This window comes from Roseinatronobacter ekhonensis, assembly GCF_900499075.1.
GTDB lineage: Bacteria > Pseudomonadota > Alphaproteobacteria > Rhodobacterales > Rhodobacteraceae > Roseinatronobacter > Roseinatronobacter ekhonensis.
On sequence record NZ_UIHC01000031.1, the window covers coordinates 15,867 to 39,139 of the forward strand.

Annotated in this window: 23 protein-coding genes and 1 pseudogene; 6 read left to right on the plus strand and 18 right to left on the minus strand. The window is 61.4% G+C overall.

Going from position 1 to position 23,273, the window contains the following annotated elements; genetic code table 11:
* Nucleotides 1-157: 157 nt before the first annotated feature.
* The gene (locus ROE7235_RS13290; protein WP_121096000.1) at nt 158-898 is read left to right on the plus strand and encodes a ZIP family metal transporter; all 741 of its coding nucleotides are present in this window, start codon (nt 158-160) and stop codon (nt 896-898) included.
* An 8-nt stretch (nt 899-906) separates the two neighbouring features.
* On the opposite strand, the gene ROE7235_RS13295 is transcribed toward ROE7235_RS13290, so the two are convergent.
* Nucleotides 907-2,895, minus strand: a complete 1,989-nt coding sequence (locus ROE7235_RS13295) for an AsmA family protein (protein ID WP_121096001.1) — start codon at nt 2,893-2,895, stop codon at nt 907-909.
* Between the two features lie 111 nt (nt 2,896-3,006).
* On the opposite strand from ROE7235_RS13295, the gene ROE7235_RS13300 reads away from it, so the two are divergent.
* From ROE7235_RS13300 to ROE7235_RS13310, 4 genes and pseudogenes are all read left to right on the plus strand, one after another.
* A complete protein-coding gene (locus ROE7235_RS13300; RefSeq protein WP_121096002.1) occupies nt 3,007-3,762 on the plus strand; it encodes an SDR family NAD(P)-dependent oxidoreductase in 756 nt (251 codons plus the stop codon).
* Nucleotides 3,763-3,949: 187 nt separating this feature from the next.
* Nucleotides 3,950-4,413 (plus strand): annotated as a pseudogene (locus ROE7235_RS20565) (flagellar biosynthesis protein FlgA); the annotation flags it as partial.
* 171 nt (nt 4,414-4,584) lie between these two features.
* Complete coding sequence (locus tag ROE7235_RS20950) at nt 4,585-4,791, plus strand: hypothetical protein (protein WP_370743744.1); 207 nt, start codon at nt 4,585-4,587, stop codon at nt 4,789-4,791.
* 112 nt (nt 4,792-4,903) lie between these two features.
* Nucleotides 4,904-5,347, plus strand: a complete 444-nt coding sequence (locus ROE7235_RS13310) for a YcgN family cysteine cluster protein (protein ID WP_121096003.1) — start codon at nt 4,904-4,906, stop codon at nt 5,345-5,347.
* Here ROE7235_RS13310 and ROE7235_RS13315 read toward each other — a convergent pair.
* The 17 genes from ROE7235_RS13315 to bhcA form a co-directional block, all read right to left on the minus strand.
* A complete protein-coding gene (locus ROE7235_RS13315; protein WP_121096004.1) occupies nt 5,329-6,198 on the minus strand; it encodes a DMT family transporter in 870 nt (289 codons plus the stop codon). The genes ROE7235_RS13310 and ROE7235_RS13315 overlap by 19 nt on opposite strands.
* Nucleotides 6,199-6,225: 27 nt before the next feature.
* Nucleotides 6,226-7,221 (minus strand): P1 family peptidase, encoded by a 996-nt coding sequence (locus ROE7235_RS13320; protein WP_121096005.1) that lies wholly within the window; start codon nt 7,219-7,221, stop codon nt 6,226-6,228.
* Nucleotides 7,218-7,544, minus strand: coding sequence for a hypothetical protein (locus ROE7235_RS13325; RefSeq protein WP_121096006.1), 327 nt, complete (start codon nt 7,542-7,544; stop codon nt 7,218-7,220). The genes ROE7235_RS13320 and ROE7235_RS13325 overlap by 4 nt, the downstream gene beginning before the upstream one ends.
* A gap of 116 nt (nt 7,545-7,660) precedes the next feature.
* Nucleotides 7,661-8,026 (minus strand): Na+/H+ antiporter subunit G, encoded by a 366-nt coding sequence (locus tag ROE7235_RS13330; RefSeq protein WP_121096007.1) that lies wholly within the window; start codon nt 8,024-8,026, stop codon nt 7,661-7,663.
* A 12-nt stretch (nt 8,027-8,038) separates the two neighbouring features.
* Nucleotides 8,039-8,308, minus strand: coding sequence for a K+/H+ antiporter subunit F (locus tag ROE7235_RS13335; RefSeq protein WP_121096022.1), 270 nt, complete (start codon nt 8,306-8,308; stop codon nt 8,039-8,041).
* Nucleotides 8,308-8,799, minus strand: a complete 492-nt coding sequence (locus tag ROE7235_RS13340; RefSeq protein ID WP_121096008.1) for a Na+/H+ antiporter subunit E — start codon at nt 8,797-8,799, stop codon at nt 8,308-8,310. Before ROE7235_RS13340 ends, ROE7235_RS13335 begins: the two co-directional genes overlap by 1 nt.
* Before the next feature lie 3 nt (nt 8,800-8,802).
* Entirely contained in the window at nt 8,803-10,308 is a 1,506-nt protein-coding gene (locus ROE7235_RS13345) for a monovalent cation/H+ antiporter subunit D (protein WP_121096009.1), read from the minus strand.
* On the minus strand, nt 10,305-10,661 hold the full coding sequence (locus ROE7235_RS13350) for a Na+/H+ antiporter subunit C (protein ID WP_121096010.1): 357 nt from the start codon (nt 10,659-10,661) through the stop codon (nt 10,305-10,307). The genes ROE7235_RS13345 and ROE7235_RS13350 overlap by 4 nt, the downstream gene beginning before the upstream one ends.
* A 4-nt stretch (nt 10,662-10,665) precedes the next feature.
* Nucleotides 10,666-13,518, minus strand: coding sequence for a monovalent cation/H+ antiporter subunit A (locus ROE7235_RS13355; RefSeq protein ID WP_121096011.1), 2,853 nt, complete (start codon nt 13,516-13,518; stop codon nt 10,666-10,668).
* Nucleotides 13,519-13,676: 158 nt separating this feature from the next.
* Nucleotides 13,677-15,197 carry a glucosylglycerol-phosphate synthase gene (gene ggpS, locus ROE7235_RS13360; RefSeq protein WP_121096012.1) on the minus strand — a complete coding sequence of 507 codons (1,521 nt, stop codon included), beginning with the start codon at nt 15,195-15,197 and terminating at the stop codon, nt 13,677-13,679.
* Nucleotides 15,194-15,928: an HAD family hydrolase gene (locus ROE7235_RS13365; protein ID WP_245963968.1), complete on the minus strand. Its 735-nt coding sequence runs from the start codon at nt 15,926-15,928 to the stop codon at nt 15,194-15,196. Before ROE7235_RS13365 ends, ggpS begins: the two co-directional genes overlap by 4 nt.
* A 180-nt stretch (nt 15,929-16,108) precedes the next feature.
* Complete coding sequence (locus ROE7235_RS13370; protein WP_121096014.1) at nt 16,109-16,315, minus strand: cold-shock protein; 207 nt, start codon at nt 16,313-16,315, stop codon at nt 16,109-16,111.
* A gap of 168 nt (nt 16,316-16,483) precedes the next feature.
* Complete coding sequence (locus ROE7235_RS13375; RefSeq protein WP_121096015.1) at nt 16,484-17,458, minus strand: type I glyceraldehyde-3-phosphate dehydrogenase; 975 nt, start codon at nt 17,456-17,458, stop codon at nt 16,484-16,486.
* Nucleotides 17,459-17,521: 63 nt separating this feature from the next.
* Nucleotides 17,522-18,484: an iminosuccinate reductase BhcD gene (gene bhcD / locus ROE7235_RS13380; protein ID WP_121096016.1), complete on the minus strand. Its 963-nt coding sequence runs from the start codon at nt 18,482-18,484 to the stop codon at nt 17,522-17,524.
* Between the two features lie 119 nt (nt 18,485-18,603).
* Nucleotides 18,604-19,767, minus strand: a complete 1,164-nt coding sequence (bhcC, locus tag ROE7235_RS13385) for a 3-hydroxy-D-aspartate aldolase BhcC (RefSeq protein ID WP_121096017.1) — start codon at nt 19,765-19,767, stop codon at nt 18,604-18,606.
* Nucleotides 19,768-19,791: 24 nt separating this feature from the next.
* On the minus strand, nt 19,792-20,763 hold the full coding sequence (gene bhcB, locus ROE7235_RS13390) for a beta-hydroxyaspartate dehydratase BhcB (protein ID WP_121096018.1): 972 nt from the start codon (nt 20,761-20,763) through the stop codon (nt 19,792-19,794).
* A gap of 69 nt (nt 20,764-20,832) precedes the next feature.
* Entirely contained in the window at nt 20,833-22,023 is a 1,191-nt protein-coding gene (gene bhcA / locus ROE7235_RS13395) for an L-aspartate--glyoxylate aminotransferase BhcA (protein ID WP_121096023.1), read from the minus strand.
* A gap of 171 nt (nt 22,024-22,194) precedes the next feature.
* On the opposite strand from bhcA, the gene bhcR reads away from it, so the two are divergent.
* Nucleotides 22,195-23,022 carry an HTH-type transcriptional regulator BhcR gene (bhcR, locus tag ROE7235_RS13400; RefSeq protein ID WP_121096019.1) on the plus strand — a complete coding sequence of 276 codons (828 nt, stop codon included), beginning with the start codon at nt 22,195-22,197 and terminating at the stop codon, nt 23,020-23,022.
* Nucleotides 23,023-23,273: the final 251 nt, after the last annotated feature.

The following is a 23,273-nucleotide window of genomic DNA, read 5'->3' on the forward strand; positions in this document are numbered from 1 at the left end:
TCCTCCCACGCGCCCTGTTGATCGGGCGTCATTACCGAACCCTAACAAGGGAAAATTTATAAATCAATAATGTATCAATTGGCAGATCGACTTTTCTGCTTGCACTTGGAGATTGCCAACCATAACTTAGAATTATTCTAATAATGGGATAGCCAGGATGACCGAGCCAACCCTTCTGATCGTATTCGTCGCCGCCCTTGTCACAGCATTGGCAACTGGGCTGGGTGCGCTGCCATTGCTTGCCGTTCGCTCTATGTCAGGCCGCGCCTTGGCGTGGGGCAATGCCCTTGCTGCGGGTCTGATGCTGGCGGCCAGCGTGACACTCGTGATGGAAGGGTTCGAATTGTCGGGCCCGCGCACCATTGGCGGCATTGTTCTGGGGGTTGTCGCGATCTGGCTGGTCAAGAAATTGCTGGACCGCCGGGGCGAGGTGTCACTGGGCGACCTGCAAGGTGCCGATGCGGCAAAAGTCTTGATGATTATGGGCGTCATGACGGCCCATTCCGCCGCCGAAGGGATTGGCGTAGGTGTTGCTTTTGGCGGGGGGCGCCCCTTGGGCGACCTGATCACACTGGCGATTGCATTGCACAACGTCCCCGAGGGGCTTGCGATAGCACTGATCATGGTGCCGCGCGGGGCCTCTGTCGCGAAGGCCGGCTGGTGGGCCGTGGTTTCGTCGCTACCGCAGCCACTGCTTGCCGTACCCGCCTTTTTGTTCGTTTTGTATTTCGAACCGGTGCTGCCGGTTGGCCTTGGGCTGGCCGCGGGCGCGATGCTGTGGATGATCTTTTCAGAGCTGCTTCCCGAAGCGCAGGAAGAGGCCGAAAGCTCTTCCATCGGTGTCATCGTCACGCTGGCATTTGCTGCCATGATGGCCGCGACATTGCTGCTGGGGTAAGGGCGGGGTCAGTTCCCGCCCAACAACCCACGCAATCCTTCGCCCAGACGCTCTTCCACACCGCGCCGCAAGGTATCTTCCAATGCCTCGCCCTCTTCGCGCTGCACGCCCAGTTCGTCTTCGATCTTCGCTTCGGCCTCAGCGCGCGCGCGCTCCTCAAGGCGCTCTGCCTCTTCGCGCGCCAAGGCTTCCAGCCGTTCGCGTTCCTCATCCAAGCGTTCGCGCGCCAGGGCTTCCATGTCCAACCGGAAGCGCGGCGCACTCCATGGGCCTGTCACCATTAGCGGCACACGCAGGGCGTTGCCTTCTTCGTCGCGCAGCGCCGACGGAACAACACGGTAGTCCAGCGTTTGCGCGCCAATGCCGACCTGACCTTCGCCCGTAACCTGCACGCGCGGCGAGTCGAACAGCAGATCATCATTGCGCAACACACCATCGGTCACGCTGAAACTGCCGGTGATGCTGTTGTAGATGGTGCTTGACCCTTCCCCCACATATCCAAGGTCCAGATTGCGCAGCATACCCGCCAAATCCAGCCCAAGTATCTGGCCTTCGGAAAAGGCAAGCTGCCCATCGCCCTGCAAGCTATTCATGATTGCGTTCAGGCTGCCGCCAGAGCCGAGCAGGTCCAGACGGCCCTCTACAGTGCCTTCCAGACGTTCGAATCCGGCAGTATCGCGCAGCAGTTGCAACAGGCTCACACCGCTGACCTGCACATCGGCGCGCGTGGACAGTCCGGAACGATTGTTGACGATGAATTGTCCTGTCACGCCGCCACCGTAAAGCTGTGCTTCGCGGATTTCCGTCACAGCGCGGGAATTGTCGAGGGTGCTGCGCAGCCGGATCGGGCCGAAGGTGCCGCTATCGCTGCGCAACTCGCCAATGGAAAGCGAGATTTCGCCATCCACAGCACCGACCGCAGACGCATCAATCTGGTCGCGCGACCAACCGTCCGTCGGTGACTCAGCGGGTGCATCGCCGCCCATGCCCCGCACATCCAACACGGGGATGGACAGTTGCGCGTTGACCTGCGGGCGCGTTCCGCCCAACGACAGGTCGGCGGCGGCAGTCATGGCGGTTTGCCCTGCGTTAACCGCCCCGTCGCGCAAATAAATCTGCCCTTCCGCCGTCCGCGTGACCTGACCAGAGAAAGACAGCGGCCGGAACCCGGCAGGTATCTCGCCGCCCGACTGGCCCAAAGCCGCGAGCACCGGCCCAAGTGCGGGCAGATCGCCGCGCGCCTGCCCCTCTAGCGCCAGATCGGACAATGCCGCACGCCCCTCGAAGCTGGCTTCGGCCCCTGCCAGCGCCAACTCCACCGTGATCGCGCTCAAGCCGCCTTCAAACAGCAATGCGGCATTCCCCGCACGGAACCCGACAGATAGCGGCTGCCCGTTCATCTGCCCCTCCGCCTCCAACGATAAGGGGCCTCTCATCTCGGGCATTCGCAGCGTCGCCGAAACATCGCTCAGGTCCACGACCATATCGGTCGTTTCGTCAATATACCGCAAACGGCCATTCTCGATTCGCGCTTCTGCCAGTGACACGTCCCGCGCCGCTCCAGCGCCAGTCGCGTTGGCGGCGGGCGCCTCCGGGGCCGGATCAGCGCCGGCGGTCCCGAACTCCCACGTCGCGCGTCCATCCGCTGCGCGCCGCAGCGTTATCTCCGGCGATTGCAGGACAACCCTCTGTATGGCCACATTGCCCGACAGCAAGCTTATCAGGTCAACGCCGATATCCATTTCATCGGCACGCATCAATGCGCCCTCGCCTGCCCAGTCGGGATTACCGATCGTGATCCCCTCGGCGCGCGCCCCGATCACCGGAAAAACACTCAACCCGATCTCGCCGTCAATGGTCAGGCTTCGCCCCGTCGCAGCCCTGAACTGGTCTGCCGCGATTGCCGCCAGCCGCTCTGTCGGCACCAGAAACACCACCGCACCCAGCAGCACGACAAGCCCCAGAACAACAGCCAACAAGGCTTTGACAAGACGCATGTAAAACTCTCCCGGATCAATTCGCAGGTCACAAGCCTAACGGCCTTGGCAGCGCTTGTCTTTCACAAATTCACTGTCCAAACTACGGGGCGCAGGCAAAGGGAGGATACCATGTCAGAGCAAAAAGTGGCCTTGGTCACGGGGGCCGCGCGCGGCATAGGGCTGGCGACAGCACAGGATTTCGCCGCGCAGGGCTGGCAGGTGCTTATGCTGGACCGTGATGCAGAGGAATTGGGCCGCGTGGTGAGCGATGTGCCGGGTGCCGTGGCGCTGGATTGCGATATCTCGGACGCAGATGCCGTGGCGTCCGTTTTCAATGGGATCGACCGGCTGGACTGCCTTGTGAACAATGCTGGTGTGGCGCAGTTCGGACCGATAGAGCAGTGCGATTTCGCGCTTTGGCGCAGCGTTATGGCCACCAATCTGGACGGCACATTCCTGTGTTCTCAGGCGGCCTTGCCACTGCTCAAGGCCAGCCGTGGCAATATCGTCAACATCGCCTCTATATCTGGCTTGCGCGCGTCGACCTTGCGTGTGGCCTATGGCACCTCCAAGGCTGCGGTCATCCAGATGACCAAACAGCAGGCGGCGGAGCTCGGCGAATTCGGCGTCCGCGCGAATTGCGTCTGCCCCGGCCCGGTGCGCACCAAGCTGGCCATGGCAGTTCACAGCCAGGACATTATCGACGCCTATCACGACGCGGTCCCGCTGAACCGCTACGGATCGGAAGCCGAGATCGCGAATGCGATCACATTCCTCGCCTCGGAAAAGGCAAGCTATATCACGGGTCAGATTCTAGCGGCGGATGGTGGTTTTGACAGCACCGGCGTCGGCCTGCCCGCGCTGCGCGGCAAGGGCGCGGCATGAACCTTGCCCGTCTAGCGTCTGAACGCGGCGCCCCATCCGCGTTGCCCTGATCGGGCCTCGCAATGACCTCGTGATGGTCAATCTCGAGGCCGGTGTCCTCGTCGATCTCGAACTCGTCCGCAGCGCTTCACAAGCGGGCGTGGCGTATTCCATGGCCTATGGCGATCAGCCCGCGCTTGTGTCGGAAATGGTCGACTGGGCGCGCGCTACGGGGTTTCAGGTCGCCGCGGCGGGCAAGGGCACCAAGTATCTGCCCGCGTATCATCACGTCACACACAATGATGTCTGGTCGCACTATGGCCTGACCCCGTCCGAAGCCGCACGCGCGGGCATGAATCCACAAATGTTCAACTCGTTCCTCGACGGCACGAAATCCGCCATAGAGGCTGCGGCCATGGCCAATTCCTGCGGGTTGGACGTGCCGGAAGCGGGGGTTGCCTTCCCGCCCTGCGGTGTCGACGATCTGGCCCATATTCTGCGCCCCGCAAACATCGGCGGCAGCTTGATCGCGACGGGATGGTCGAGGTCATCTCGTCCCTGGAGCGCGACGGTCGGCCCGTGTTCCGCGACTTGCGCTGGGGTGTCTATGTGGTTCTGAAAGCGCCCAACGACTACGCCGCCGCCTGCTTCAAGCAAGACGGGCTGCCGACCGACACAACCGGGCGCTATGCCGCCATATATAAACCCTTCCACCTGATCGGGCTGGAACTGTCGGTCTCGGTCCTGTCGGTCGCGCTGCGCCATGAACCAACAGGGCAAACCCGCGACTGGCGGGGCGATGCGGTTGCCGTAGCCAAACGGCCCCTGCGGTCAGGCGAAACGCTGGACGGCGAAGGCGGCTGGACGGTCTACGCCCGCGCGACCAGCGCAAAGGCAAGCAAGGCTGATGCACTTTTGCCAATCGGCCTTGCGCATGGCGTCACGCTGACCCGCGACGTGGCTGCGGGAGAGGTGCTGCGTATGGCCGATGTCCATCTGAATGACACCAGCGCAGGCGCCCAATTTCATCGCGCGATGCTGTCAGGCTAAAAGCCGCCCCTTGCCGCTTCATCTTGCCAGAAATACTCACGTCACGACGTTGGCCAGTAGCACTCCGAAAAGGGGGTGTCGCTTAGGCGCAAAGCGGATTATCTAGCCGCACATGACCCTGCGCGCCGATTTCTGGGACACTGTTCCCCTGACCGAGATGACCGCCCCCGAATGGGAGGCGCTCTGCGATGGCTGCGGGCGGTGCTGCCTGAACAAGCTGGAAGATATTGACACGGATGAATTGATCTTCACCCGCGTCGCCTGCCGCCTGTTCGATGACAGCACCTGCCGCTGCGCCAGCTATGACAACCGCAAATCGCTGGTGCCCGAATGCGTGGTGCTGACCCCCACAACCCTGCCGGACATCGCCTATTGGATGCCGGAAACCTGCGCTTACCGTTTGCTGCATGAAGGCCATAAACTGCCGCTCTGGCACCCGTTGATCACGGGCGACCCGGACACGGTGCGGCAGGCAGGTGTCTCGATGCATGACCAGACCGTGTCGGAAACCACGGTCGCGCTGGACGATTGGGAAGACTACCTTCTGGACGACTGAAGCCGCATCAGTAGCCACAGGTTCGACGCCAGCAGAACAGCGATCACGACGGCACCGCCCCAGATGGCCCAGATGCCCGGGTCTTCACCCAAAAGCGCCCAGACCAGCAGCGGCGCCAGAACCGATTCCAGCAGCAAGAGCAGGGAGACTTCGGCAGAGGTGATGTAGCGCGGCCCCATCGTCATGAGCGACGACGCCATAGAGATGAATGCCCCATGCGCCAGCAAAAGCGGCCATTGCACCGCAACCGGCCCCATAACATCGGCAAAGGGCAACAGCACAAGCGCCGCCCCGATCAGCGATATCGGCACGGCCGCCAGCATGGAGCGCCCACGCAGCAGCCGCAAAGCGGTCATGGCGGCCGCGAAACACGCGGCGACACCCAACGCGACAAGATCGCCTTGCCAGCTTGCGCCCGCGGTTTCATGCGATCCGCGCAGGATCAGCCCAAGCCCGGCAAACACGCCCGCCATGGTCAGCACCATGCGAATCGAGATCGGCTCGCCAAGGAAGATGCGGCTGAACACGGTCGCAAATACTGGCGTGGCAGCAAGGATGAACACCACATTCGCCACGCTGGTCAGCGACACAGCCAGCACGAAACCGCTTGCGGCCATGCCGAAAAAGACCAGATAGGCCAGCCCTGCCCGCCCCGTCGTGGCCAGCGACGTCACTGCGCGCGGCCCCTGCGTGGCCAGCACGAACGCCAGAATCAGCCCGCCTGCGATCAGGTTGCGCCAAAAGGCGGTGGTGATGGCAGACGCGTCGATCAACCGCACGAACAGCGAATCCGGCACGATGAACAGCACGCCCAATGTGGTCAGGGCCAGACCTTTAACATGTTCACTCATTGCATCTTTGTCGGATGCAGGCGCGCGCTAGTCAAGCGGCAGATGCGCCGCGGAATACGGCCTTTGCGTCATGTGACCGGGCGGGTCGGCATGGAACACCGCACGCGCAATCGCCCGTGCAAGACAAGTGGCCGCCGCATGGCCCAAACCGACCATATCCAACGCTGTGGCGCGCGCGCCTGCGCCGGTCGACACGGCAAATACGATGTCACCATCGAATTGCGTATGCGATGGCACAATCGCGCGTGCCATGCCGTCATGCGCGGCAATCGCCAGACGGGTCAGTTGAGCCTGGGTCAGCGCAGCGTCGGTGGCGACAATGGCCAAGGTCGTAGCTTCGCGTGCCAGTTTCGTGACGGGCGGGGTGGCATAATCCGCGCGCGGTGCAGGGCCAAGCCCGCCGAATTCGTCGTTCCACTCAAAGGGCGCGGCCCAGAAATGCGGCCCCTGCCCCACGGTGACACTGCCAACCGGGTTTGCGGCGACCAATGCGCCCACGGTTGCACCGCCGTCGAGCACCCAAGAGGCCGAGCCGATGCCCCCGGACACCGTCGCCGTCGTTGCGCCCAAACCGGCGCCGTGACTGCCCAGCGCAAAATCCGGCGATGCCGCGTCGAGCGCTGCCCGGCCAAGCGCGGGATAGGGATTCGCCTCCCAGTCCTTTGCGCCACCATTTGCAAGATCGAACAGGATCGCGGCAGGTACGATTGGCACACGCTGCCCCGCGACGGCGAAGCCGCGCCCTTGGGCGCGCAACCCATCCATAACGCCGGAAGCTGCATCAAGCCCAAAGGCAGACCCGCCTGACAGGACGATGGCATCCACCTCTTGCACCAGACGGTCGGGCGCCAGCAATTCCGTTTCTCGGGTGCCCGGCGCGCCGCCCATGATATGCAGACCGGCCCCGAACGGCGCATCGGCAACCAGCACCGTCGCCCCGCTTAAAAGACGCGCATCTTGCCCATGGCCGACACGCAGCCCAGCAACATCGCTGATCAGGTTGCGCGGGCCGGGGCAGTTCATTTCGAAGGCTCCTGATCTAGAAAATACGCATCGTGTATTTGCCAATAGGCCAGAAGGTCAAGAGCGGTATCGGCAGGCATACCAAGCGCCTGCATGGCCCGCAGATCCGTCGCGATCAGCGTCGCGACCTGCCACCCTTCTCGAGCACGCGTGCCGCTGGGTCCATCCGGACCGAACATGCCTTCGACGGCATCACAGCCGGTCGCTATGGCCAAAACAAGGTCCAGGATCTGCACACCAGGCCAGTCACGCGCCAATGATGCGGGCAAACTGCGCACAGGAATACCCTGAGCGCAGAGCGTTTCAATCACCCGCTCCGCCATGTCCTGAACTTGCACTATACCGGCACACCCTTACCAAACCGGTCGGGATACGGCACCACCCCGTGCCACCCGACCACGACCACCGGTCGTGACTATGGCGCAGGATCACGCATCGATCAATCCGCAGCGCTGTCTTGGCCGATATGACCCGCCCAACGCGTGCCGCTGCGCTCTGGCTTTGGCAGGTCACGCTCTGCCACATGGTTGCGCAACTGCACCCTTGCGATGAAAAACGCGGTGATTGGTGCGGCAAGAAACAGGAATAGCGTAATCATCAGTTCATGAAAACTGATCGTGCCCTCGATACCGTAGAAATAGAGCATGGACGCGATCAGCACACCGCCCACCCCCAAGGTGGTGGCCTTGGTCGGTGCATGCAGACGGGTCATCTGGTCGGGCAGTTTCAGCAAGCCGACAGATCCGACCAGCCCGAAAAAGCCTGCAATAACCAGCAGCGCCGCAATTGTGTATTCCAGAATCATGACTCCGCTTCCTTATTCGATGATGTTGCCGCGCAGAATGTAACGGCAATAGGCCACGGTCGAGATAAAGCCCATCATGGCAAACAGCATTGCCGCCTCGAAGAACACGCCTGTCCCGAACGCGATGCCGTAAAGCACAATCAGCGCAATCACGTTCACGACCATTGTGTCCAGCGCCAGGATCTTGTCGCCGGGATTTCCCGCACGCACCAGAAACCACAGGTTCATCAGCAACCCGAGGCCAAAACAGGCGGCCGCAAAGGTCAGGGCATAAGTCAGGATCATTCGAAAATCTCCTTCAGGCGGCGCTCGTATCGCGATTTTATATCCCGTGCCGTGGCCTTTGGGTCGGGCGCATGCAGGCAATGCACCAGCAGGCTGGCACCATCTTCGGACAGGTCAGACGAGACGGTGCCCGGCGTCATGGTGATGGTGCCCGCCAGAATGGTGATGGCTTCCGGCGTGCGCAACTCCAGCGGGATACTGACCCATGCGGGCGACAGATCCGCGTTGCGTTTGAACAGGATGATTGCCGCAACCTGCACATTGGCCACGCAGATATCCCACAACACGACAAGGATATATTCAATAATCTTCAGCGGGTTACGCAGCTTGGGGCGGTCGGGCCAATAGGCCGCCGTGACCAGCGGCACGATGGTGCCAAGGATCAGCCCGAAAACAAGCGCATTCAGCGTCAGCACATTGACCAGCATGACCCAGACAGCGGTCAAGACCAGCGTCAGCAGCGGGTGGGGGAAGAGTTTTCTCAGCATCGGTTACTCCTCGCCGCCCAGCACCGCGCCGATATACGCATCGGGGGCGTATAGCTGCGCGGCGGTGTCGGTCAGATAGGCGGTCAAGGGACCGGCCGCGAGTGTCATGATCACGATCGACCCAAGCACCATGCCAAGCCCGGCCAATGCCACGCCAGTGGCGGGCGGCTGTGTCGTTTCGTCAGCCGGTTGCGAATGCGCTTTCCAGAACACGACAGACCCTGCCTGCGCAAACCCCACCACAGAGACGAGTGAGGTCACAAGCACCACACCCCAGACCCATACGGCCCACGGGTGGTCGCGCAGCGCATCCAGCACGAACAGCTTGCCGACAAAGCCAGACAAGGGCGGCAGGCCGGTCGTCGCAATCGCTGCGGCAAAGAACAGCGACGCCACCAACCCCGATTGGACAATCGGCGCGCGTAACTCCAACGCGCAGGTGCCGCGCCGCGATTGCACCATGTCGACGACCAGAAACAGCACGCCCGCTGCGAAGGTCGAATGCACAAGGTAATAGAGCGCCGCGACTGTCGTTTCCTCGGTAAAGGGTGCGATGGCGATGAACAATGTGCCCATGGACCCGATGGCCGCGAAAGACGCGATCCGCGCCAGCGACCCGCCAGCCAGCACACCGACCATGCCGATCACCGTTGTGAACAAGGCCGCGGGCATCAGCAGGTCCGAGAACAATGTGCCGGTCAGCGCCAGTGACGGGCCGAAGACAAGTGTGAAGACACGCAGGATCGCATAGGCCCCCACCTTCGTCATGATGGCGAACAGGGCCGCAACCGGCGCGGGGGCATGGGTATAGGTGTTCGGCAGCCAGAAATGCAGCGGCAACAGCGCGCCCTTCACGGCGAAGACCAGCAGAACCATCGCGCCTGCCGTGCGCACCAATGCCGCATCTTCCGGCGGCAGGCTTGCCGCCTGCACCGCCATGTCGGCCATGTTCAACGTGCCGAAGACGCCGTAAATCGTGGCCAGAGAGAAGACGAACAGCGTCGATCCGGCAAGGTTGTAAATGACGTATTGCACGCCCGCGCGCATCCGCAAGCGGCCGCCGCCATGCACCATCAACCCGTAGCTGGCGATCAGCAGCACCTCGAAGAACACGAACAGGTTGAAGATGTCGCCCGTCATCATCGCGCCGAACAGGCCGAATAGCTGGAATTGATACAACGGGTGGAAATGCGCGCCGCGCGTGTCCCATCCGGTTCCGACGGCGTAGACCAGCACCCCCAGCGCCAGCAACGCTGTCAGCGTGATCATCAGTGCCGACAGGCGATCGAGCACCATGACAATCCCGAACGGTGCGTCCCAGTTGCCCATTTTGTAGACAGAGATCGCGCCGGACGATGCCTCGACCATCAACAAAGCGGTCATGACAACCAACGCAACCGTTGTCACGAGCGACAAGGTTCGCTGCACTGTCAGATGGCCCCTGAAGAACAGCAGCGCAGGCGCCATAACCGCCGTGGTGATCAGCGGCAGAACCATGAAATGCGTCATTGGCCGCGCTCCTCTGGCGTCACCTCTGGGGCGGCATTTTCCATGTCCAGCTTGTCGGAACCGTCATTCAGATAGGCCGCCAACGCCATGATGACCGCCACCGCCGTCATGCCAAAGGCAATCACGATTGCCGTCAGTGTCAGCGCCTGCGGCAGCGCGTCTGTGTGGGGCGCATCGGTGTACAGCAAGGGCGGGGCGTTCAGCATCAGGCGTCCGCTGGCGAACAGGAAGAAATTGACCGCGTAGGCCAGCAACGACAGGCCCACGATGACGGGAAAGGTCCGCATCCGCAGCATCAGATAGGTGCCGACGGCGGTCAAAGACCCGATAATGATTGCAACCAGTATTTCCATCTTCTCAGCTATCCTTGGTGGCAGCGGGGCGAATGGCGCCACCATCCGTGACAATATCCATCGGGTCGGTGTTGATCGGCACATCGGGGTCGCTGACGCGGCCCATCCGCGAAAGTTCGGCCAAGGCCAGCATGACCGCGCCCAGCACCGTCAGGAAAACACCCACGTCGAACGCCATGGCAGAGGCCACTTCAAACTTGCTAAGCGGCGGGATGGTGACATAGCCGAATGTGCTTTTCAGGAACGGGTAGCCGAAGAACCAGCTGGCGATCCCGGTGAACGCCGCGGTCAGGATGCCGACCGCGATCATGCCGTGATAGGCAACGCGCTGTCGAGCTTGCGCCCATTCCAGCCCAGAGGCCATGTATTGCATCAGCACTGCCACGGCGACAACCAGACCGGCGATAAAACCGCCGCCGGGGAAAGAATGCCCCCGCCAGAAGATGTAGACGCCCACCACCAGCGCGATGGGCAGCACCGCGCGGGTGGCAACCACCATCATCAGCGGATGCCGGTCGCCGATTTTGACATGCTCTGCGGCCATGGCGCGCAGGCGCTTGCCACCGGCACCGCGCAGAACAGCCGCCACCATCGCGAATATCGCGATACCGGCAACACCCAGCACAATGATCTCCCCGAAGGTATCAAACCCTCTGAAATCCACCAGGATGACGTTGACCACATTGTTGCCGCCACCGCCGGTGTAGGAGTTCTCCAGGAAATACCAGCCGATATTGTCGGGCTCTCGCCGCAGCAAGGCGTAGATCAAGCCGCCGATACCCAGCCCCGCTCCGGCCCCGATAACCCCGTCGCGCCAGCGCCGTGCGGGGCTGCTCTCGACAGGGGTTTCTTTGGGCAGAAAGTACAGCGCCAAAAGCAGCAGGATGATGGTGACAACCTCGACCGACAGTTGGGTCATGGCAAGGTCGGGCGCAGACAGATAGGCAAAGCCCACCGAGAGCAGCAGCCCCACGACCCCCATCAGAACAAGGCTCAAGTAGCGGTTGCGGTGCAAGAGCGCCAAAGCCAGCGTTGGCACCATGATCAGCACAAACCCGACAAGCGCCGGCACGGTCATCGGCAACATGGGCCGCGTGCCCTGCACATAATCGGCGGTAAAGAACGCGCCCGCGACGATCACCACGCAGGCGGCCGTGAAGATAGCCAGATAGCGCGACATGGCACCATCGTGCAGCGCATCTGTCACACGGGTGGCGGTGCGGGTGATGGCTGCCAAAAGCGCGTCGAAAATCGCCTTCGCCTCTGGCCGGGGTGCGGCGATCCACGCGCGGTCCAGCGCCTTGTGCAACAGTAGCAGCACGGCCCCCGTGGCAACCGCGATGATCGACATGATCAAAGCCGCGTTTACCCCGTGCCACAGCGCCAGCGAGTAATAGGGCAATTCATCCGCTTGTGTGACCGCTTTTGATACCGTCGCCACCAATGCACCGACAATGGTTTTCGGAAACAGGCCAATCGCGATCACAAGACCCACCAGCAACGCGGGCGCGGCCCACATGCCAAAGCCGGGATCGTGCGGCTTGGCCGGGTAGTCGTCGCGCTTGGGGCCGAAGAACACATGGAACACGAAGCGCAGGCTGTAAGCCACCGAAAAGGTCGCCGCCACGGTCGCCATGACCATGAACAGGGTCGAGGTATGCGCAGCCTCATGCAGCATCATTTCCTTGGACAGGAAGCCGTTGAAAGGCGGCAGGCCCGCCATGGAGAAAGCCGCAATCGTGCCTATGATGAAGGTCACCGGCATCAGTAATCGCAAGCCACCCAACCGTTTTATATCCCGCGTGTGCGCCTCGTGGTCGATGATCCCGGCGGTCATGAATAGCGCGGCCTTAAACGTCGCGTGGTTGATGATGTGGAACACCGCCACAACGGCGGCCACTTCGGTGCCCATGCCCAATAGCATGGTGATCAAGCCCAGATGGCTGACGGTCGAGAACGCCAGCAGCCCTTTCAGATCGTCTTTGAACAGCGCGATGACTGCACCCAGCGTCATGGTGATCAGGCCCGCGCCCGCGACCAGATAGAACCACAGGTCCGTGCCCGACAGCACCGGCCACAGCCGCGCCATCAGGAACAGGCCCGCTTTGACCATGGTGGCAGAGTGCAGATAGGCCGACACGGGTGTGGGGGCCGCCATTGCATGCGGTAGCCAGAAATGGAACGGGAACTGCGCCGATTTGGTGAAAGCCCCCAGCAGGATCAGCAACAACGCGGGCACATAGAGGTCGCTTTCCTGAATCGCCTCGCGGTTTTCCAGAATAACGGTCAGGTCATAGCTGCCGGCGATATTGCCCAGAATCAGCATACCCCCAATCAGCGCCAGCCCGCCCATGCCGGTCACCGTCAGCGCCATGCGCGCGCCTTGGCGGCCTTCGGGCAGATGCTTCCAATAGCCGATCAACAGGAAGGACGACAGCGAGGTCAATTCCCAGAAGATAAGCAAAAGCAGGATGTTATCGGACAGAACAATCCCCACCATCGCCCCTTGGAACAGCAGAAGGTAGGTATAGAACTGATCCATCGGATCGTTCTTTGACAGGTAGAACCGCGCGTAGATGATGATCAGCAGGCCGATACCCAAGATCAGCCCGGCAAACATGAAGCCCAAGCCATCCAGAAAGAAATTCGCATTCAGCCCCAGTGCGGGAAGCCATTCGAACCGCGCCTGCACCATCTCGCCCCGCAGAACGGCGGGCAGATGCGACAACAGGCCAAGAAGCGCCAGCAAGGTAACAGCGCCGGTCGCGGTCGCGCAGGCATTGCGCCCTGCGCGGAGCATAAGACCAGGGAGAAGCGCGCCCAGAAACGGTAGCGCTGCGATCAAGGCAAGGGACATCGTCGATTTTTTCCGTTTTTGACAGCAACGCCCCCCGGATCAGGGCGCGGCGCTGAGGAATGACCGGGCGAAAGCGTTCGCCATATGTCGAATATGCGCCAAGGTAGTGTCAAGCCAAACCGGACAAAGGCGCGATAAATCCGGCGTTAGGACGCCTTTCAAGCGGCGGGCACCACCTCTGGCCCCGCGCCATGGCGTTCGCGCTGCAAAGTGCGGAAATGTGCCATTTCCGACCGTGTCCATGCCGAGATATCCCATGTACGGGCAGAACGGCGCAGCGCGGCCATACGCGCGCTGGCTTCCTCTATTCCCATTGCCAACGCCTGATCCAACGCCGAGTCCATCGAGGAATGCGAGAACGGGTTGACCGGGATTGCGCCGTCCAACAGCACAGAGCAGCCCGCAAATTCCGACAGGACCAGCGCGCCGGGATGGGTCAGATCGCGCGCGGCGCAGAACTCTGACGCGACAAGGTTCAGCCCGTCCGCAAGGGGCGTGATAGAGGCCACGTCGGCGGCGCGGTAATAAGCGACAAGTTGCGCCAGCGGGATCGCCTTGCTGACAAGGGTGACAGGCTGCCAGTCGAAGCTGCCGAAACTGCCATTTATCCGCCCGACCAACCCCTCTATCGCATCCTGCACTTCGGCATAAGCGGTCATATTGCGGTTCGCGCCCACCGAAACCAGCATAAGCCGAACCTTGCCCCGCAGGTCGGGGCGGCGGGTCAAAAGCCGCTCGAATGCCTCCAACTGCTCTATGTTGCCCTTGGTATAATCGGTCCGCGACACCGACAGAACAAGTTGCGTTTCGCCCAGATCTTCGCGGATTTCGCGCACCCGCTCGGCGACTTCGGGCTTTTTGGCAAGTTCCTCAATATAGTCGAAATTCACGCCAACCGGGTTGGTATGCACACAGGTCGTTGCCCCCATATGCTCCAGCATAAGCGGCATACGCCGGTCGTTCAGCGCTACCCCGGTGGCTGACAGGGTCGTCGGCGTCTCTGCCTCTGCCACCAGACGCGCGCCCTTGATTGACCGCACAACGGCGGCGAAATTCTGCGCATAGCGCGGGATGTGAAACCCCACGCTGTCGGAGGTCATCAGGCTGTTGATGATCTCTTCGCGCCACGGAAGCACGTTGAACATGTCCGGCCCCGGAAAGGGCGTGTGATGGAAAAAACAGATCGTCGCATTGGGTTTAAGCTGCCGCAGATACCCCGGCACCAGCCACAGGTTGTAGTCATGCACCCAGATCACGGCGTCATCTGTGGCCTGTTCGGCGGCAGCCTCTGCAAAGGCCCAGTTCACGGCGCGGAAGGTCGGCCAGTCGACAGGGTCGTAATTATAGCGTTCCTTGAACCCATGCAGAATGGGCCAGAAGGCCTCCTTGCTGGTCACATGGTAAAAACTGCTGACCTGCTCTTTGGTCAAAGGCAGACGGCTGACTGTGTAGGTGCCAAAGCTGTCGGAAATCTCGATCACCGGCTCAAAGCCGGGGTTGGCGGTATCCTCGGCCTCTTTCCAAGCGACCCAGGCGCCGCGATCAGCCTGCCCCAGAAATCCTTTCATCGTGGGCACAATACCGTTCGGGCTGGAATTTTCGCGATACTGCACCTGCCCGTTCTCGATCACCTCCTCGTAAGGCTGGCGGTGGTAGACGATCACAAGGTCGGATTTCATTTTGGCAACTCCGGTGGGGTTGGGTGCAGGTTGTGGGCGTGGATCGCCTCGGTGATCCCGCCCGCGCCGATATGGCGGCAGCGATGGGCGCGCGGCAAATGGTCTGTGGCATCCAGCAATTCAGGCTCTGCGCCGCCGACCAGCGCGCCATGCAGCCCGGTCTGGAACATTGACAGGTCGTTGAGCGTGTCACCCGCGACCAGAACCCTGTCGGCATCCAGTTCCAGATGGGCGATCAGGCGCAAAAGCGATGGGCCCTTGCTGACGCCCTTTGGCAACACATCGACAAAGCAGCCATGCGAGACGATCAGATCAACCGCAAGCCCGTCCAGCACCGATAGTGCCGCACGGTCGAAACGGTCGTCGTATTCATAAGACAGACGGTGCCGGAACGCGGCCTTTTGCAGCCAGAGCCCATCGACAGACGCCAACCTGTCCTGCACTTCATCCGACAACCCGCGCCACGCCGCGGCAATCGGTGCTTCTAGGTCCGGTAGCGGCTGGACGCGCGCCTTGTCGAAACGCGCAATCGTGGTGCCGACATCGCCGATCACATATTCCGGCGTTGGCACGTCGCCTGCGGCACACAGCGCGGCAATGAATTCCGGATCACGACCCGTGACGAAAATCAGTTGCACATCGGGCTGGGCGCGCAGCCAGTCATAAAGCGCTGTCCGGTCTGTTTTGCTACCGCCCAGAAACGTGCCGTCAAGATCGGTCGCCAGCACCATTCGGGTGCTTTGCCCGATTTTCGGGCGATCTGATAAAATATCCATGGGTCAAAGATGGGGGTTTCACGCGTAGGGGCCAACCTATGGGCGCAATCCAGTGCCCGAAACCCAAGCAAAAACAAAAGCCGCCCAAAAAATGGGCGGCTTTCAGCATTCATGCCTGATAATCAGGCGGTCAAATCAGGACAGAGCCAGATTGGACGCAGATTCGCGGCCATCACGACCTTTTTCCAGATCGAAGGTCACTTTCTGACCATCGTCCAGACCGCGCAAACCAGCGCGCTCAACGGCAGAGATGTGCACGAACACATCCTTGGAACCGCCATCGGGTTGAATGAAGCCAAAACCTTTGGTTGCGTTGAACCATTTCACTGTGCCAGTGGCCATGTGAAGTCTCCTAGTTGTGTCACTGCCCACGACATGCGGCAGCTCGGCTCAGTCAGTGCAAGATCGAAATCACTGTGGCCGGTAAAGGAGAACAGTCGTCGATAGAGGTAACGTCGCGCCGCCTGCATACAGATAGACAGCCCGTCCGGCAAGAAAAATCGTTTTGCCCTATGCAGAGATGCGCATAGCCATATCCAGCATCCGGCAGGAAAAGCCCCATTCATTGTCATACCAGCCGAACACGCGCAGCATGCCGCCGCTGGTCTGCTGCGTCTCTGCCAAGGCCATGACAATGCTTTCGGGGCGCGCGCGCAGGTCGGTCGAGACCAATGGCCGGTCTGTCCAGCCGATCACGCCACCCGCATCGCGCAACAGCTCGTTGACATGGGCCACAGATGCGGGACGTTCCAGCATAACGCACAGGTCCACCGCAGACACAGACGCGGTCGGAACGCGCACCGCAGCGCCAAGCAAGCGCCCCTCCATCTCTGGCAAGACGCGCTCTACCAGCTTTTGCGCACTGGTCGTCGTGGGCACCATCGATAACGCTGCGGCGCGCGAGCGCGCGGGGTCGCCCCGCGGGGCATCCACCGTAGGTTGGCTGCCGGTGTAGCAATGCACCGTGGTCATAAACCCCGTAGAGATACCCCATGCGTCATGCAGCAGCCGTGCCAATGGCGCCAGCGCGTTGGTCGTGCAGGACGCGTTTGATATGAGCTTATGCTCTGGCCGCAACGCGCCGTCGTTTGCGCCCAACACGACCGTGATCTCTGCCGCGTCGGACGGGCCAGAGATCAGAACCCGCGATGCGCCCGCGTCCAGCCCGCGCGCAGCGACCTCGACGGTATCGGCACGTCCTGTACATTCCATGACCAGATCGACACCCGACAGGTCAAGCGCGGACAAGTCGCGCGCATGGGTCAACGGCAAACGGCGTGATCCAATTTGCAACACGCCATCCGCGACGCGCACGGGTTCGTGCCACGGGCCGAACACGCTGTCATATTCAAACAGATAGGCGCAGCTTTCCGGGTCGGCGATATCGTTGATCGCAACAATATCCACCCCCGGCCAGCCGCCTTGCAGCCAAGCGCGCAAGACCGTGCGACCAATGCGCCCGAAGCCGTTGATTGCAACTTTCATGTCTGTTTGCCTCTGCCCGGTGTCCTGCGTGCTGATAGGCACTGCGCCGCAGATATTGCAAGCTTACAGAGCGACCTCGATCGCGCTGCCATTGGCGCGGGCCAGATCGACGGCCTTGCTCGCCACCGCGATATCCTGCAAGCCGACGCCGGTGCCATCAAACAAGGTCACTTCTTCGGCGCTGGAACGGCCCTTGTGGGTGCCGTTGATAACCGCACCGATGGGGGTGATCGCATCTGCCGTAACCAGACCTTCGGCCACCGCATGCTGCGCTTCGCCAATGCTGATGGATTGCGCGACCTCGTCGGTGAAAACCGTGGCGCGGGCCAGCAGCGCCGGTTCAACCTCTTGTTTGCCGATGGTGTCGGTGCCCATGCAGGCGATATGCGTGCCGGGACGGATATGCGCATCCATCAAACTGGCGGCAGGGCTGGAGGTGATCGTGATGATCACATCCGCTTGCGCGCCGAGATGCTCCAGACTGACCTCTTCAAATGGCAGCCCCGCTTCGGCGACTGCGGCTGACAGGCGATCCATCATGTCGGGGTGGTAGTTCCACGCCACGACCTTCTCGAACTTGCGCTGGCGCAAAGCCGCGCGCATCTGGAACACAGATTGATGACCCGCTCCGACCATGCCCAACACCTTCGAATCAGGCCGCGACAGATGCGCGATGGACACGCTTGACGCCGCTGCCGTGCGCAGCGCGGTCAGCAGGTTGCCCCCGACAGCCGCTTGCAAGATACCCGTGTCGGGGTCGAACAGGAACACGGTCGACTGATGGTTGATGATGCCCTTGGCGGAATTGCCGGGAAAATAACCGCCCGCCTTCACCCCCAGTTGCGCGCCTGCGCGGTCCAGCCCCGATTTGAAGCCGTATTGCCGCCCTTCGCCCAGCGCCTCGCGCACGACGGGGAAGTTATAGGCATCTTCGCGCGCCATGGCGGCAAAGGTGGCTTCAACGGCGTCAAACGCGCTTTGGTCATCGACAAGACCGCCAATGGCGGATTCGGGCACGATCCACATGGGACAGCCTCCTGGTATTTAGGTCATTTCAGGGAGAGGCCCCGGATCAAGTCCGGGGCGCACGGGATGTATGCTCGGGCTCCGGACATGATCCGGAGCCTCTTGGTCAAACGCGGGGCTCAGTAGGCCTTGCCGCGCGCGCTGACCGGCCAGAGCGTTTCGACCTTGCCGCCGCGGACAACGACATACCAATCATGCACGTTGCAGGTCGGGTCGCAATGGCCGGGGACCAGTTTCAGCTTGTCGCCCACTTTCAGCACAGCATCAGGGTCTGCGACCACGCCGTGTTCGTCCGAGCACTTGACGTATTTTACATCGTCACGCCCGAAGATGAACGGCAAACCGCTATCGACCGATTGTGCTTTGAGGCCAGCATCGACGATCGCCTTGTCGGCCTTGGCATGGCTCATCACGCTGGTCAGCAGGAACAGCGCGTTGTCCCATTCGCCTTGGTCGATGCGCTTGCCGTCCTTGTCCAGAATGCGCCCGTAATCGGCATCCATGAAGGCATAGCTGCCGCACTGAAGCTCGTTATACACGCCCGAGTTCGACTCGAAGTAATACGACCCGGTGCCGCCGCCGCCGACGATGTCACACTCCAGCCCTTCCGCCTTCAGTCCTTCGACCGCATCGCGCACCATGGCGATAGAGATATCGACTTTGGCCTTGCGCTCTTCGTAGCTGTCCATGTGCTGCATCGCACCCTGATAGGCTTGGATACCAGCGAATTTCAGCCCTTCGTCCGCGTCGATGGCCTTGGCGATTTCCACAACGTCGGGCGTCGTAGTCACGCCGCAACGGCCCGCGCCGCAGTCAATCTCGACCAGGCACTCGATCTGCGTGCCGTGCTTGACCGCCGCCGCCGACAGGTCTGCCACATTGGCCACATCATCGACACAGCAGATCGCGCGCGCGCCGAAGTTCGGGATACGCGCCAGACGGTCAATCTTGGCCGGGTCGCGCACCTGGTTGCTGACCAGAACATCCTTGATGCCGCCGCGGGCAAAGACCTCTGCCTCGGACACCTTCTGGCAGCAGACCCCGCAGGACCCGCCCAACGACTCTTGCAGCTTCGCCACATCGACCGATTTGTGCATCTTGCCATGCACGCGGTGGCGCATGCCGTGTTCGCGGGCATAGTCGCCCATTTTCTTGATATTGCGCTCCAGCGCGTCCAGATCCAGCACAAGGCAGGGCGTCTGGATATCGGCTTCGTCCATACCCGGCAGCGCCGGCACGTCATAGCCCACTTCAAGCCCATCGAATTTGGTTGGTGCGTTCATAACATTAACCCCCTGTTATATCGATCAACCTGCCATCCATGGCAGCTTGTCCAGATCCACATTCCCCCCGGTGATGATCACGCCAACGCGCTTTCCACGAAACACCTCGGGGTTCTTCAGAATTGTCGCCAGCGGCACGGCGCAGCTTGGCTCCATCACGATCTTCATGCGCGCCCAAGTCAGGCGCATCGCGTCAATGATTTCCTGTTCAGACGCGGTCAGAATGTCGGTCACATGCTGCGACACGAAGTGCCACGTGTTTTCTTTCAGCGGCACTTTCAAGCCATCGGCAATGGTGTTGGGCGCATCATCGGCAATAATATGGCCCGCTTTGAAGCTGCGATAGGCGTCATCGGCCATTTCCGGCTCGGCTGCGTAAATCTCGACATGCGGTGCGATATTCGAGAGTGTCAAGCAACAGCCCGAAATCATGCCACCGCCACCGATGGGCGCGATCACGGCATCCAACCCCTCGACCTGCTCCATGAACTCACGCGAGCAGGTCGCCTGCCCCGCAATCACGCGTGGGTCATTATAGGGGTGGACGAAATCGGCACCGGTGCGTTCCTGCACTTCGGCAAAGACCGCCTCGCGCGAGGTCGTCGACGGCTCGCACTCGGTGATTATGCCGCCATAGCCGCGTACCGCGTCCTTCTTGGCCTGCGGCGCGGTGCGCGGCATGACAACATTGCACGGAATGCCCCGGCGGCCTGCGGCATAGCTGAGCGACAGCGCGTGGTTGCCGCTTGAATGGGTGGCAACCCCTTTGGCCGCTTCGTCATCCGACAGGCCGAACACGGCATTGCACGCACCGCGCACCTTGAAAGCGCCCGCTTTCTGGAAGTTCTCACATTTGAAGAACAGTTCCGCACCGGTCAACTTGTTCATGTATTCCGAGGTCAGGATCGGCGTGCGATGGATATACGGTTTGATCCGCTCATGCGCCGCAATCACATCCTCGAACGTCGGAAGCGGTCTGTCTGCTTGGTCTTTCATATCACCCCCTGATGTCATCTTGCCACAGCAGGTGGGGTTCCACGCCCCACCCGCCTTGGCGATCGAACCTTAAGCGGCTTTGGCGATCGGCTCGGCTGCGGTGCCGCGCAGATATTCCTGCGCTGCTGCCACACCACTGCCCAGTTTTACCGGCCAGCCCAGATCGGCCATACACATTTCTGCCGTAGCGAGCCCCGACAACAGCATGACATCGGTCAGGCTGCCCAAATGGCCAATGCGGAACAACTTGCCTGCAACCTCGCCCAAGCCCACACCGAAAGCGACGCCATACTTGCTGGCGGCCAGTGTCACCACATCGGTGCCGTTGAAGCCGTCAGGCGCCATGACGCCGGTGACGGTGTCGGAATACAGATCGGGCCGTGCGGCGCAGACCTGCAAACCCCAACCGCCGACCGCGCGCCGGGTTGCTTCGGCCAGACGGTGGTGACGGGCATAGACATTGTCCAAACCCTCGGCTTTCAGCATCGCGATGCTTGCGGCCAGACCGTTGATCAGACCCACGGGCGGAGTGAAGGGATATCCGCCTGCCGCATAGCCCTTCAGCATATCGCCAAAATCGAAATAGGCGCGCGGCAGCGTTGCGCTGTCACGCGCCGCCAGCGCCTTGGGCGAGACACCAAGGATCGCCAGACCGGCGGGCAGCATGAACCCCTTTTGCGACCCAGCGACGGCGATATCCACGCCCCATGCATCCATCTCGAACGGCATGGACGCGATAGAGCTGACGCCATCGACCATCAGAAGTGCGGGATGGCCCGCTTTGTCCATCGCCGCGCGCAGGCCAGCAATATCAGATCGCACGCCGGTCGCAGTTTCATTATGCGTGGCGAGGACCGCCTTGATGCTGTGGTCCGTGTCGGCGGCAAGCGCCGCGCCCATGGCGTCAGCAGGGCACCCTTCGCCCCAAGGAGCTTCGATGATCTGGACATCCAGACCATGACGCTGGCACAGGTCGATCCAGCGATGGCTGAACATGCCGTGGCGCGCGGCCAGAATCTTGTCACCGGGCGACAAGGTGTTGCTGATCGCGGCCTCCCAACCGCCAGTGCCGGTGGACGGCAGCAACAGCACTTCGCCCGCGGTCATGCCCAAGACCTCTTTCACGCCCGCGACAGCAGGCTGAAACACCGCCGCGAAAGCGGGCGAGCGATGATCGATGGTCGGCATGTCGCAAGCCTTGCGCAGGCTTTCGGGCATATTCGTCGGGCCGGGAATGAAAACCGGGTTTTGCAAGGACATCTGATCCCCCTCCATTGTGTTGAGATGGTTTTTACAGCTTCGCCAGTATTTTTCAATTTTTTTGAAAAATAATTGCTATCTGTGAAAAATACGGATTAGGGTATTAAAATCAAACGCTAAGCGTTTTTCACTCTGCATTCTGCATTGCGGCGCATGGCAAAAAGGTGGGCTATGACACAGGTTTCGCGGCGCGGGCGGCCCCGTGCATTCAACGACAAGACGGCGCAGAATACCATCCAATCGCTGGACCGGGCGATGGCGATTCTGGAACATCTGGCGCAATCGGAAGGGATGACACTGTCGAACCTGGCAAGCGCTTGCGGGCAGTCTACAGCGACAGTCTACCGCGTGCTGATCACGCTGCAACAGCGCGAGATGGTCGATCTGGACCCAGCCGGACAGGTTTGGCATGTTGGTGTCGGTACCTTTCGGGCGGGCACGTCGTTTTTGCGCCGCACCTCGCTGGTGGAACGCGCGCGCGCGCCCATGCAAGCACTGATGCGGGGCAGCGGTGAAACCGCGAATCTGGGCATAGAGCAACAGGACGAGGTTCTGTTTCTGACGCAGGTCGAAACCCATGAAGCGATCCGTGCTTTCTTTCCACCGGGCACAATCGGGCCAATGCATGTGTCCGGCATCGGCAAGGCCCTACTAGCGTGGTTTGATGAGGCGCGCGTCGCGCAATTGGTGGCAAGACGGGGTTTGCATGCGTTCACGCCCGCGTCTTTGACCACGCTGGACGCGCTGCGCGCGGATTGCGCGCAGACCCGTGCGCGCGGCTTTGCGTTCGACGACGAAGAACGGGCACCGGGCATGCGCTGCATCGCCGCTCCGATTTTCAATCCACATGGCGAGCCGGTTGCAGGCGTCTCGGTTTCCGGCCCTGCCTTTCGACTGGACACCGGCAATCTTGACCGGATCGGGGCGCTTGTTGTCCAGACGGCGACACAGATTACCGCCGCGACTGGTGGGGTCGTGCCGGTGGCAAAAGCGGTTTGACAAATCCGATTCTTTTTGTCAGGTTTAAACTACAGCCAGCCGATAGGTCAGCCAAGCCATATCTGACCCGAAAGAGATGCCATGAACGCCATTACCCGTTTCATTCCCGAAACTACGCCCCCTGCCTGCGTATTCCGGGGTCATCCGGCCAGTGATTCCGAAAGTATCCGGCCACCCATTCCGATTTTATCCGGCCACTGATTCCGGAGCATCCGGCCACCCTGTGATGTGATGCTGCGAGGCAATCTGTA

Coding starts and splice junctions, on each gene's coding strand:
- ROE7235_RS13290 (WP_121096000.1), top strand. CDS start 158: ATGACCGAGCCAACCCTTCTGATCGTATTCGTCGCCGCCCTTGTCACA.
- ROE7235_RS13295 (WP_121096001.1), bottom strand. CDS start 2,895: ATGCGTCTTGTCAAAGCCTTGTTGGCTGTTGTTCTGGGGCTTGTCGTG.
- ROE7235_RS13300 (WP_121096002.1), top strand. CDS start 3,007: ATGTCAGAGCAAAAAGTGGCCTTGGTCACGGGGGCCGCGCGCGGCATA.
- ROE7235_RS13310 (WP_121096003.1), top strand. CDS start 4,904: ATGACCCTGCGCGCCGATTTCTGGGACACTGTTCCCCTGACCGAGATG.
- ROE7235_RS13315 (WP_121096004.1), bottom strand. CDS start 6,198: ATGAGTGAACATGTTAAAGGTCTGGCCCTGACCACATTGGGCGTGCTG.
- ROE7235_RS13320 (WP_121096005.1), bottom strand. CDS start 7,221: ATGAACTGCCCCGGCCCGCGCAACCTGATCAGCGATGTTGCTGGGCTG.
- ROE7235_RS13325 (WP_121096006.1), bottom strand. CDS start 7,544: ATGGCGGAGCGGGTGATTGAAACGCTCTGCGCTCAGGGTATTCCTGTG.
- ROE7235_RS13330 (WP_121096007.1), bottom strand. CDS start 8,026: ATGATTCTGGAATACACAATTGCGGCGCTGCTGGTTATTGCAGGCTTT.
- ROE7235_RS13340 (WP_121096008.1), bottom strand. CDS start 8,799: ATGCTGAGAAAACTCTTCCCCCACCCGCTGCTGACGCTGGTCTTGACC.
- ROE7235_RS13345 (WP_121096009.1), bottom strand. CDS start 10,308: ATGACGCATTTCATGGTTCTGCCGCTGATCACCACGGCGGTTATGGCG.
- ROE7235_RS13350 (WP_121096010.1), bottom strand. CDS start 10,661: ATGGAAATACTGGTTGCAATCATTATCGGGTCTTTGACCGCCGTCGGC.
- ROE7235_RS13355 (WP_121096011.1), bottom strand. CDS start 13,518: ATGTCCCTTGCCTTGATCGCAGCGCTACCGTTTCTGGGCGCGCTTCTC.
- ggpS (WP_121096012.1), bottom strand. CDS start 15,197: ATGAAATCCGACCTTGTGATCGTCTACCACCGCCAGCCTTACGAGGAG.
- ROE7235_RS13365 (WP_245963968.1), bottom strand. CDS start 15,928: ATGGTGCTGGCGACCGATCTTGACGGCACGTTTCTGGGCGGTAGCAAA.
- ROE7235_RS13370 (WP_121096014.1), bottom strand. CDS start 16,315: ATGGCCACTGGCACAGTGAAATGGTTCAACGCAACCAAAGGTTTTGGC.
- ROE7235_RS13375 (WP_121096015.1), bottom strand. CDS start 17,458: ATGAAAGTTGCAATCAACGGCTTCGGGCGCATTGGTCGCACGGTCTTG.
- bhcD (WP_121096016.1), bottom strand. CDS start 18,484: ATGTGGATCGTGCCCGAATCCGCCATTGGCGGTCTTGTCGATGACCAA.
- bhcC (WP_121096017.1), bottom strand. CDS start 19,767: ATGAACGCACCAACCAAATTCGATGGGCTTGAAGTGGGCTATGACGTG.
- bhcB (WP_121096018.1), bottom strand. CDS start 20,763: ATGAAAGACCAAGCAGACAGACCGCTTCCGACGTTCGAGGATGTGATT.
- bhcA (WP_121096023.1), bottom strand. CDS start 22,023: ATGTCCTTGCAAAACCCGGTTTTCATTCCCGGCCCGACGAATATGCCC.
- bhcR (WP_121096019.1), top strand. CDS start 22,195: ATGACACAGGTTTCGCGGCGCGGGCGGCCCCGTGCATTCAACGACAAG.